Source organism: Plantactinospora sp. B5E13, from assembly GCF_039871775.1.
Classification (GTDB): Bacteria; Actinomycetota; Actinomycetes; order Mycobacteriales; family Micromonosporaceae; genus Plantactinospora.
Window position 1 is genome coordinate 68835 of the sequence record NZ_JBDPLT010000033.1, and the last position, 11016, is coordinate 79850.

The following is an 11016-nucleotide window of genomic DNA, read 5'->3' on the forward strand; positions in this document are numbered from 1 at the left end:
ACCGCTACCCGCTGGCGCTGGCCTGGCTCGCCGGGCGCCTCGCCCGGTAGCGCCGACCACCAGCGGGGCACAGCCGGCCCGCCGGCCACCAGCGCGGCAAGGGGCGGTCCCGGAGCGGGCCGTCACCGGTCGGCCACATCGGCGGCCGACCGGTGACGGTGAGGCTCAGCGGGCGAAGGTGGTCAGGAAACGGTCCCGGAAGTCGTCCATCCGCCACACCGGGGCCGGCGCGCCCGGCCGCAGACCGTCCTGCCACCTCCAGTCGGCGATCCGGTCCAGCGTCTCCCGGTCCCGGGTGACGATCGAGATCGGTACGTCCCGACTCGCCCCCTCCCCGGTCACCACCGGAGCCGGCTGGTGGTCGCCGAGGAAGATCAGTACGAGGTCGTCGTCGCCGTACGTCTCCACGTAGGAGACCAGGCTGCTGACCGAGTACTCGATGGAGAGCCCGTACTGGGTGCGGACCCGGGCCGGGTCGCGGTACACCTCGTCCTTCGACGGTCCCGCCTCGGCCATCGGCCGGAAGATCGAACCGTTGCCGAGTTCGTCCCAGCCGACCATCCGGGGCAGCGGGGTCCAGGGCGAGTGGCTGGAGATCAACGGAATCTCCGCCATCACCGGCGCGTGCTCCGGATCCGCCCGCTCCAGCCGGTGGAACGCGGCGAGGGTGTACTGGTCGGGCATGGGTGCGAAGCTGAACTTCGGGCCCCGGTAGCCGAGGTCCTTGGCGCCGTACAGCCGGTCGTTCTGGAAGAAGCCCGCCTCCGGCCACGGAGCGGTGAGCGCCGGCATCACGGTGACGGTCCGCCAGCCGGCCCGCCGGAACGCGCCGTTGAGGGTCAGCCGGTCGGTGGCCAGCAGGTCCCGATACCGCTGCTGGTTGTCGGTCCACGCTCCGGAGAGCAGGGTGGCGTGGGCCAGCCAACTGCCACCACCGGCGGTCGGCGAGGTGAGGAAGGCGCTGCGGGTGCCGTACCCGGCCGCGGCCAGCCGTCGGGTGCCGTCGTCGAGCACCGCACCGACCCCGGCGAACTCCGGCTCCTCGACCGCGTCGCGCCCGTAGCTCTCGACGAAGGCGATGATCACGTCCTTGCCGCGCAACGCGGTCAGCAGTTCACTGCCCGGAGTGTCGTGGAACGCGTCGGCGGCGGTCTCGGCGGCGAACTTCTCCCGGTCCTCGAGCCCGGCGCGGACCTGCAGCACGCGGTGGACCGCGAGGCCGCCCGCGCTCTTCGCCGCGACCGGCAGATCCGGCACGATCTGCACGCCGAGCACCACACAGACCAGCCAGGCCGCACCGAACGCCAGGCCGGCCCGGCCCGCCACCCGCCGGTGCCGTACGACCGTCCGGGCCAGACGCCGCAGCGCGAGGACCATCAGCACCGGGAGGGCGACGGCGAGCAGCACCGCCGCGGCCACCGCGCCGATCGCCCCGGCCCGGCCAACCGCGTCGGTGAGGAAGTTGACCGCGTCGTCGAGCAGCATCCAGTCGACCAGCGGGTCGAACTGGCGGTCGAAGGCGGTGTAGAAACCCATGTCCAGGAACTTCAGGATGCTCAACAGGCCGAGGCCGACGCCGATCAGCACCGCCGCGACCCGACGCGCCCGTCCGGGCAGGACGAGCAGCAGGGCGAGCGCGAGCAGTGCCTCGACCGGGATCCGGGCGAACTGTCCGGGGGTGAACCGGCTGGGCTGGTTCGGGGCGACCAGGGCGACAAAAACCAGCAGACCGGCCAGGCTGGTGAGGACCCCGGCGGCGATCCGCCGCACGATCCGACGCCGCGGCGCGGGCGCCGCCGTCGTCTCCTCCGCCGTCCCGGCCGGCGCCCCCTTCTCCGGCGTCCGGTTCTCGGCCACCTCGGCCGGCGTCTCGACCCCGCCCGGCGTCCCGACCTCGGGCGCGGCCGTCGGGGCGGGCGGCGTCGGGTCCTGCACCGGCGTCGGGGCCTTCACCGGGCGAACCCGGCGGCCGGGGTACGGGCCTGCTCCACCCGGGCCAGCGGGGCACGACCCGGCCTGCCGCCGTCCCGGTGCCGCCACCGCCAGCGGACGTCCCGGCTGAACGACTCGACGAGGAGCAGAAGGGCGGCGGCGAGTGCGGCGAGGGCCAGCGGCCGGGGGAGCACCTCGGCGGCCGCGAACACCAGGACGATTCCCTGGGTCGCCGCCACCACCTTCCGCCAGTACCGGGGCGGCAGCGGTCCACGCAGCCAGGGCAGCACCCACAACGCCACGACGAAGGCGTACCGCATGCCGCCGATCGCGAGCACCCAGGCGCCGACGCTCGGTGCGACGTAGACGCTGAGCACCATCAACAGGACCGAGTCGATCTCCATGTCGAACCGGGCGCCGAGCGGATTGGCCGTACCGGTCCGTCGGGCCACCTGACCGTCGACCCCGTCCAGGGCCAACGCGACTGCGGCGAGCACCACCAGCAGGGTGACCGGGATCGACCGGTGCAACGAGTCGACGGTCAGGGCCGCCACGCCACCGACGAGGGTGCCCCGGGCCGACGTCACCCAGTCGGCCGGGGCGAACCCGGCCGCACCGGCGGCGCCCAGGCCCCGGACGAGGGCGGCGCAGACGACCACCCCGTACGCGATGCCGACCAGCCAGCCCACGACGCTCAGCCCGACGGTCCCGGCGAGGCCGGCCAGCACCAGGATCTGGACGACGAGCCCGGCCAGCGGGCCCCTTTGAACCTTTGCCACCGTTCCTCCGTGTCTATCGTTGCGCCCCTGATCATGGGTACGGAAAATCCGGCCGAACAGTTCGACGGGATTTCGGATGAGTCGAGGTGAGTTCGGGTGATGGATCCCGGAAGCGGGTTGACGTGGTGCGGATGAGGAGGAGCCGGTGAGCCGGCACGCCGACGCCTTCTGGCTCAGCGCCCCCGGCGAGGGCGAGATCCGGTCGACGACGCTGCCCGAGCCCGGCCCGGACGAGGTCCTGGTCCGCAGCCTCTTCTCCGGGATCAGTCGGGGCACCGAGACCCTGGTTTTCTCCGGCCGGGTGCCGCAGAGCCAGTACGCGGTGATGCGCGCCCCGTTCCAGGAGGGCGACTTCCCCGCCCCGGTCAAGTACGGCTACCTCAACGTCGGGGTGGTCGAGGCGGGCCCGATGCGGTTGCGCGGCCGTACCGTCTTCTGTCTCCACCCGCACCAGACCGCGTACGTCGTCCCGGCCACCGCCGTCGTCCCGGTGCCGGACGGGGTGCCCCCGGCCAGGGCGGTGCTGGCCGGCACGGTGGAGACCGCGGTCAACGCGCTCTGGGACGCCCCGCCGCTGGTCGGCGACCGGATCACCGTGGTCGGCGCCGGCATGGTCGGCGCCTGCGTCGCGGCCCTGCTCGCCCGCTTCCCCGGCGTCCGGGTCGAACTCGTCGACACCGACCCCGGGCGGGCCGGGCTCGCCGCCGCGCTCGGCGTCGACTTCGCGCTTCCGGGCGACGCCACGGGCGACCGTGACCTCGTGGTGCACGCCAGCGCCACCGCCGCCGGACTGCGACGGTCCCTGGAACTGCTCGCCGCCGAGGGCACCGTCCTCGAACTGAGTTGGTACGGCGACCGTGAGGTCACCCTGTCGCTCGGCGGCGCGTTCCACTCCGGGCGGCTGGCGATCCGGGCCAGCCAGGTCGGCACGGTGGCGCCGGCCCGCCGGTCCAGTCGCGGCTACGCCGACCGGCTCGCGCTCGCCCTGGACCTGCTCCGGGACCCCGCGTTCGACACCCTGCTCACCGGGCGTTCCCGGTTCGAGGAGCTGCCGGACGTCCTGCACCGACTCAGCTCGGGCGACCTGCCCGCGCTCTGCCACCTCATCGAGTACGACGGAGAGTGATTCGTGTTCAGCGTGACCGTCCGGGACCACATGATGGTCGCCCACAGCTTCCGGGGGGACGTCTTCGGGCCCGCCCAGCGTCTGCACGGGGCGACGTTCGTCGTCGACGCGACGTTCCGCCGGGCCGAGCTCGACGCCGACGGGATCGTGGTCGACATCGGACGGGCGGCGACCGAGCTGAAGGACGTACTCGGGGAGTTGAACTACCGCAACCTCGACGACGAGCCGGCGTTCGCCGGGACGAACACCACCACGGAGGTCCTCGCCCGGACGATCGCCGACCGGCTCGCCGAGCGGGCGCACGACGGACGGCTCGGCGCCGGCGCCGACGGGCTCGCCGGGATCACCGTCACCCTGCACGAGTCGCACATCGCCTGGGCGAGCTACGAGCGGCCACTGTGAACAGCCCGGCCCGGCCGGGTCCGCGGACCCGGCCGGAGACCGACATGGTTCCCGCCCGGCCGGAGACCGGCACGGATCCGACCCGGCCGGTCGTCGGTGCCGATTCCGCACCCGGCCGTACCCGGCCGACCGTCGGCACCGACGTCGTCCACGTCGTCCTGCCGAACGACATCGACGATCCGGCGACGCCCAGCGGCGGCAACGTCTACGACCGCCGGCTCTGCCAGGCGCTGGACGGGGCCGGCTGGTCGGTCCGGGAACATCCGGTCTCCGGCGGCTGGCCCCGGCCCGGTGCCGACGAACGGGCCGGGCTCGCCGGTCTGCTCGACGGCCTGCCCGACGACGCGGTGGTGCTGCTCGACGGGCTGGTCGCCTCCACCGTGCCCGAGGTGCTGCTCCCGAGGGCACACCGGCTGCGCCTGGTGGTCCTGCTGCACATGCCGCTGGACGCCGAGGATCCGGCGCTCGGCAGGGCCGAGCGGACCACCCTGGCCGGGGTCGCCGCCGTCGTCACGACCAGCGACTGGACCCGCCGCCACCTGCTCGACCGGTACGCGCTGCCGGCCGACCGGGTGCACGTGGCGACGCCCGGCGTGGACCCGGCACCGCTGACCGTCGGCACCGACACCGGGACGCGGCTGCTCTGCGTCGCGGCACTCACCCCGAACAAGGGGCACGACGTCCTGGTCACCGCCCTGGCCTCGGTCGCCGACCTGTCGTGGAGCTGCCGCTGCGTCGGGTCGACCGGACGGGACCCGGCGTTCGTCGCCCGGCTGCGGCGGCAGGTCGACGCGGACAACCTCGCCGACCGGGTACACCTGCCCGGCCCGCTCACCGGGGCCGAACTCGCGGCCGCGTACGCCGGCACCGACCTGCTGGTGCTGGCGTCCCGGGGAGAGACGTACGGCATGGTGGTCACCGAGGCGTTGGCGCGGGGGATCCCGGTCCTGGTCACGGCGGCGGGCGGGCTGCCGGAGGCGGTCGGTCGGACCCCGGACGGCCGCCTGCCGGGCCTGCTGGTGCCACCGGACGACCCGACCGCGCTGGCCGCCGCGCTCCGCCACTGGCTCGGCGACGCCGGGCTGCGCCGGGCCCTGCGGCAGGCCGCCCGACAACGCCGGGACGCCCTCACCGACTGGACCGTGACCGCCGCCCGGGTCGCCGACGTGCTGACCCGGGTACGCGCGGCCGGCCCCGTCGGGCGGCCCCTGTCACCGGCCTGAGCCAGGGGTGTCCCGCCCCCGGACTTTCCCGGCTTCCGACGACACACGTAGCGAGGAGACAGATGAGCACCGAGACGCTGGGATTCGCCGCCTGGCTGGCCCTGCGCGAGCCCGCCGACGCGGCGGCCCGGTCGACGGACCTCGTCGAGCAGGTCCGTCGCCACCTGGGGGAGACCGGCCCGATCGTCGTCCACGACCTCGGCACCGGTACCGGCTCGATGGGACGCTGGCTCGCCCCCCGGCTGCCCGGTCCGCAGCACTGGGTCATGTACGACCGCGACCCCGACCTGCTGGCCCGGGCCCGGGCCGGAATGGCCGGCCGGGCCGCCGACGGCAGCCCGGTCAGCGTCCGGACCAGGGAGTGCGACATCACCCGGCTCACCGCCGACGACCTCGACGGCGCCTCGCTGATCACCGCCTCCGCGCTGCTCGACATGCTGACCGCCGACGAACTGGACCGGATCGTGGCGACCTGCGCCGACACCGGCTGCCCGACACTGTTCACGATCTCGGTGCTCGGCCGGGTCGAGTTCACCCCGGCCGACCCGCTCGACGGGGAGATCGCCGAGGCGTTCAACGCCCACCAGCGCCGGACGGTCGACGGCCGCCGCCTGCTCGGACCGGACGCCGTCGACGCCTGCGTCGAGGCGTTCCGCCGGCGGGGCGTACCGACCGTGGTCCGGTCCAGTCCGTGGCTGCTCGGCCCGGACCAGGCCGCGCTGGTCGGCGAGTGGTTCACCGGCTGGCTCGACGCGGCCGTCGAGCAGCGACCGGAACTGGCCGGGCGGGTCGACGCGTACGCCGACCGGCGCCGGGCCGAGGCGGCAGCCGGCGCACTGGAGGTGGTCCTCCACCATCAGGACATCCTCGCCGGTGGGGGAATGAACCTTTGACGGTCCGACCGCGTATAGCAGGTCGATGTTCACCACGGAGAGCACGCTCGCGCGGCGTCCCGGCAGCGTGTCCCCGGCGCCGACGCCGACGCCCGGGACACCCACCCGTCGGCCCGGCTCGACAACCCCGGACCGCCGGCCGGGCTCGGCCGGGCCGGGAATCCCCGACCGCCGTCCCGGCCGGGTCCTCCGGCCGGTCGGTCGTCGACGCGGCCACCGGCCCGTCCCGGCACCGGCTCCGGCCGGAAACCCGGCCACCCCGGCCGCGTCGACCCGACGCCGTTTCGGCTGGGCCTGGCTGCGACTGGTCGCCGCGGTGGGGATCCTCGGCTTCCTGGTCTGGCGACTCGGCGCCGGCCCGTTCCTCGACGGACTGCGCCTGATCGACGGCGCGGCGATCGCGGCGGCGCTCGGCATCGGTCTACTGACCACGGTATGCGGCGCCTGGCGGTGGAGTCTGGTCGCCGGCGGCCTCGGCGTACGGCTGCCGCTCGGCAGCGCCGTCGCGCACTGCTACCGGGCGCTCTTCCTGAATGCGACGCTGCCCACCGGGGTGCTGGGAGACGTGGATCGCGCGGTGCGACATGGACGGGACGCCGGCGACGTCGCCCGCGGCCTCCGGGCGGTGTTCTGGGAACGGCTCGCCGGGCAGGCCGTGATGGTCGTGATCGCGCTGGGGCTGCTGCTCGGACTCCCGTCACCGGTGCGGTCGTACCTGCCGGGCGCCGTCGTGGCGGTGACGGTTGTCGGGATCGGCGTCGCCGTCCTGCTCCGCGTACTGTCCCGGGACGGCGGGGCGCGGTGGACCCGGCCGCTGCGTACCGCCGTGGCCGACGTCCGCGACGGGGTGCTCGCCCGTCATACCTGGCTGGGGGTCCTGCTCGCCTCCACAGTGGTGGTGCTGGGTCACCTGGCGACCTTCCTCGTCGCGGCCCGTACCGCGGGCGCCACCGCACCGCTGTCCCAACTGGTGCCGCTGACCCTGCTGGCCCTGCTGGCCATGGCGGTACCGGCGAACATCGGCGGCTTCGGGCCACGGGAGGGGGTGGCGGCCTGGGCGTTCGCCGCCGCCGGCCTGACCGCCGCCCAGGGGGTCGCCACGGCGATGGTGTACGGGGCGCTGGTGCTGGTGTCCAGCCTCCCCGGTGCCGCCGTCCTGCTGGTCCGTCGACGCCGACGCGGTCCGGCACCGTCCTAACAAAGGAGAACAATGTACGCACCACTGCCCGCCGCCACCATCCGTACGCAGGTCACGGTCCCGCTCCGGTTCCCCGACGGGTACGCCACGACCGCCCGGGTCTTCTCCTTCGACGGGCTGGTGGATGGCCGGGAGCATCTCGCGTTCGGGCTCGGTGACTGGGTGGGGGCGCGGGACCGGGACGGTGTCGACGGCGTGGCGCCGCTGGTCCGCCCGCACAGCGAGTGCCTCACCGGCGACGTCTTCGGCAGCCAGCGGTGTGACTGTGGACCGCAGTTGCGGGAGGCGGTGGAGCGGATCGCCGACGCGGGCGGGTTCCTGCTCTACCTCCGCCAGGAGGGGCGGGGCATCGGCCTCTACCCGAAACTCGACGCGTACGCGTTGCAGGACGCCGGCCTGGACACCTACCAGGCGAACGTGGCGCTCGGCCACGGCGAGGACGAGCGCGACTACACGGTGGCCGCGCAGATGCTGGCCGTGTTGGGGGTGTCCCGGCTCGCCCTGCTCAGCAACAACCCGGAGAAGGCCGAACAGCTCGTCCGACTCGGCGTGACGGTGACCGAGTCCGTGCCGACCGGCCTGTTCGTCTCCCCGGCCAACGCCGGCTACCTGGCGGCGAAGGCGAGCCGGGCGGCCCGTACCGCCGACCGGCCGTTCGTGGCCTGAACCGGCCGGCGCCATGAGTGATCGGAGCGAGCGGCCGTACGTGCTGCTCAGTTGCGCGACCTCGATCGACGGTTACCTCGACGACGCCAGCGACCAGCGCCTGCTGCTCTCCAACGACGAGGACTTCGACCGGGTCGACGGGGTCCGGGCCGGCTGCGACGCGATCCTGGTCGGCGCGAACACCGTACGGCTGGACAATCCACGGCTGCTGGTGCGGTCCCGCCAGCGCCGGGACCGGCGGGTCGCCAGCGGGCTGCCGGCGTCGCCGACGAAGGTCACCGTGCTGGGGTGCGGAGAACTCGACCCGGACGCCCGCTTCTTCACCACCGGCGAGGTCGACAAAATCGTCTACTGTCCGTCCACCGCCGTGGAGAAGGCCCGGGAACGCCTCGGTGACCTGGCCACGGTGGTGGACGGCGGCGAACCGGTGGAGCCCGGCTGGCTGCTGACCGACCTCGCCACCCGGGGGGTACGCCGACTGCTGGTGGAGGGCGGGGCGACGATGCACACCCAGTTCCTCACCGCCGGCCTCGCCGACGAACTGCACCTGGTGATCGCCCCGTTCTTTGTCGGCGACTGCCGGGCACCACGGTTCGTCGGCGACGGCCGGTTCCCCTGGCACTCCGGGCGCCGGGCCCGGCTGGTGGAGACCCGGCAGATCGACGACGTCGTACTGCTGCGCTACGCCCTGTCCGACCGCTTCCGGAGGTGAGGAAAGCCCTTCCTGTCGATTTCTGGGCTCTTGTGACGTTGTCGTGGGTGGGTTGAGCATGTCGTAGCGGCGCACGCCGTTCTCCGGCCCACGGTTCCGGTTGTCACGACTGGAATCGGGCAGAACGGAGAACGGCGTACGGCGCGCCTGGTACCCATTTGACGACGATCTTGGCCTGGCCTACGCCACCAACTCCTCGCTGAGGGCCCACAGACGCGCGGCGGACCCGGGGTCACGGCCCAGGGAACTCGGCTCAATCTGCTTGCCGCGAAAGAAGTAGCCTCCGGTAACCTCGCCCGCCTCCGGGGCGCTGGCCAGGTAGACCGGGGTGGCCGCGCCGGTCTGGACGGTACCCATGAAAGGCTTGGCGGCGGCGACGAGCAGCTTCGCGACGCCGCGGGCCTCACGGCCCAGCTGGGTGCGGATGAGGCCCGGGTGCAGGCAGTTGGCGACCACGCCGGTGCCGGTCAGGCGCTTGGCCAACTCGGCTGTGAACAAGATGTTCGCCAGTTTCGACAGCGGGTAGCTCGGCTCGCCGCGGGCCAGTTCGTTCCACGGGATCCGCTTGGCCGAGCGATGCACATTGGACGAGACCGTGATCACGCGGGCCGGTGCGCTGGCCATCAGCCGTTCCCGCAGCAGGCTGGTCAGCAGGAATGGCGCCAGATGGTTGACGGCGAACATGGTCTCGTAGCCGTCGACCGTGATCTGCCGCTTCAGCGTGATCACACCAGCGTTGTTGTCGAGCACGTCGAGCCGGTGGTATTTCTCCAGCACCTCGGCGGCCAGCCGGCGCACTTCGGCCATGCTCGACATGTCGGCCGTCAGAAGCTCCACCTCGGCACCGGGTGCCCGATGCCGGATTTCCTTGACGGCCGCTCGCCCACGCTCGGCGTCGCGCCCGACGACGACCACGGTGGCCCCCAACTCGGCCAGCCGGGCCGCCGTCTCCCGGCCAATCCCGCTGGTCCCGCCGGTTACCAGGCACACCTTGCCCACCATCGTGGTCATCGACCCTCCCGGATGTGCTTGCCGCGACGCCATCTTCGCCACGGCGACGCCCCGGGTACCAGGTGTGGCGCCACGCCGCCAGCTGACCTGCCCTCCCGGTCCGCCCCGTTCTCCTGGCCATCCTCGATGCTGCCGTCAACCGCCGCAACGTCCAGATCGCTGCCGTTACACCGACCCACACACCACCATGTGCCACGACCGAAGCGGTAACAACCTGGACCGCCGCGAGTGCGCTGTCATGCCCAGTTGAGGGAGCGTTCGTATGGTGAGTCACCGCAGTGCTGCTGCGAGTTCGGTGGCGTTGTCGAACGCGGGTGCCGCCCTTTCGGATTCGTCTTCGGTGAGCGTGACGGACCGGGCGCGGGCCAGCATCTCGGCCGCGGTCTCTGGGTCGTGTAGCACCATCGCGAGTTCGGCGCGGTAGACCAGGACCTCTACCTGCTCGACCGGGTCGTCGTCGGCTTGCGGGCGGGCCAACGCGCTGTCGAGGATCCGAACGGCCTGTCCGACGCTTCCCCTGGAGTCGGCCTGTACGACAGCATTCGCCAGGGCCTTGGCCAGCCGCCCAGCAGGCGTGGTGGCCGGCACGGGCGCGGTGGCAGGGTCCCGAAAGACGCGGATCCAGTTGCCGCCCGGGTCGATGACGCTGAACCCGCCCAACCCGTCGGCGTTCTTCCGCGCCCTCGGCCGGGTCATCCGCGGTGTTCCGGACACCAGTACCTTGCCGTACGCGGCGCGCATGCCGGCTGCGAATGCCCGGTGTAGTCCCTCGATGTCCGCGGTGATGACGAGACAGGAGCCGTAGGACTGCTCCGGGTCGAATCCGGCGATCTCGAAGAACTGCAGATGCAGGTCTTCCCGCTGCACCCCCACACACGGGTTGGGCTTGCGCTGCTTGTACGTGGTGCGGAAACCGAGAACCCCGTAGAAGGTTTCGATGTCGTCAATGACGTGATCTCAGCATGGATTCGGTAGGTATCGGTATTCGAAGTGGGTGAGGTGGAGAGCGGCGCGGACGATGTCGCCGATCTGCCGTGGGCTGGCGGTGGTGTGACGAAGGGTCCGCCAGCGGCC

General features: G+C 72.9%; 10 protein-coding genes and 1 pseudogene. 7 read left to right on the forward strand and 4 right to left on the reverse strand.

Going from position 1 to position 11016, the window contains the following annotated elements; translation table 11 throughout:
- Window positions 1-165 precede the first annotated feature (165 nt).
- Both ABGB05_RS25315 and ABGB05_RS25320 read right to left on the reverse strand, forming a co-directional pair.
- Window positions 166-1953, reverse strand: coding sequence for a sulfatase (locus ABGB05_RS25315; RefSeq protein WP_347656070.1), 1788 nt, complete (start codon window positions 1951-1953; stop codon window positions 166-168).
- 74 nt (window positions 1954-2027) lie between these two features.
- Window positions 2028-2711: pseudogene (locus ABGB05_RS25320) on the reverse strand (CDP-alcohol phosphatidyltransferase family protein); the annotation flags it as partial.
- 145 nt (window positions 2712-2856) lie between these two features.
- Between ABGB05_RS25320 and ABGB05_RS25325 the strand changes: the two are divergent.
- The 7 genes from ABGB05_RS25325 (at window position 2857) to ABGB05_RS25355 (ending at window position 8931) form a co-directional block, all read left to right on the forward strand.
- Window positions 2857-3837: an NAD(P)-binding protein gene (locus tag ABGB05_RS25325; protein WP_347656072.1), complete on the forward strand. Its 981-nt coding sequence runs from the start codon at window positions 2857-2859 to the stop codon at window positions 3835-3837.
- A 3-nt stretch (window positions 3838-3840) separates the two neighbouring features.
- Complete coding sequence (locus tag ABGB05_RS25330) at window positions 3841-4239, forward strand: 6-carboxytetrahydropterin synthase (RefSeq protein ID WP_347656073.1); 399 nt, start codon at window positions 3841-3843, stop codon at window positions 4237-4239.
- Window positions 4240-4283: 44 nt separating this feature from the next.
- A complete protein-coding gene (locus ABGB05_RS25335; protein ID WP_347656075.1) occupies window positions 4284-5462 on the forward strand; it encodes a glycosyltransferase family 4 protein in 1179 nt (392 codons plus the stop codon).
- Window positions 5463-5524: 62 nt separating this feature from the next.
- On the forward strand, window positions 5525-6355 hold the full coding sequence (locus ABGB05_RS25340) for a class I SAM-dependent methyltransferase (RefSeq protein WP_347656077.1): 831 nt from the start codon (window positions 5525-5527) through the stop codon (window positions 6353-6355).
- 25 nt (window positions 6356-6380) lie between these two features.
- Window positions 6381-7553, forward strand: coding sequence for a lysylphosphatidylglycerol synthase transmembrane domain-containing protein (locus ABGB05_RS25345; protein ID WP_347656078.1), 1173 nt, complete (start codon window positions 6381-6383; stop codon window positions 7551-7553).
- Window positions 7554-7565: 12 nt separating this feature from the next.
- Window positions 7566-8219 carry a GTP cyclohydrolase II gene (gene ribA, locus ABGB05_RS25350; RefSeq protein ID WP_347656079.1) on the forward strand — a complete coding sequence of 218 codons (654 nt, stop codon included), beginning with the start codon at window positions 7566-7568 and terminating at the stop codon, window positions 8217-8219.
- A 13-nt stretch (window positions 8220-8232) separates the two neighbouring features.
- On the forward strand, window positions 8233-8931 hold the full coding sequence (locus ABGB05_RS25355) for a dihydrofolate reductase family protein (protein WP_347656082.1): 699 nt from the start codon (window positions 8233-8235) through the stop codon (window positions 8929-8931).
- Between the two features lie 180 nt (window positions 8932-9111).
- Here the strand turns inward: ABGB05_RS25355 and ABGB05_RS25360 are convergent, their stop codons facing one another.
- Together ABGB05_RS25360 and ABGB05_RS25365 are read right to left on the reverse strand one after the other, a co-directional pair.
- A complete protein-coding gene (locus tag ABGB05_RS25360) occupies window positions 9112-9942 on the reverse strand; it encodes an SDR family oxidoreductase (protein WP_347656084.1) in 831 nt (276 codons plus the stop codon).
- Window positions 9943-10212: 270 nt separating this feature from the next.
- Window positions 10213-10890, reverse strand: a complete 678-nt coding sequence (locus ABGB05_RS25365) for a VOC family protein (protein WP_347656089.1) — start codon at window positions 10888-10890, stop codon at window positions 10213-10215.
- Between the last annotated feature and the right edge of the window lie 126 nt (window positions 10891-11016).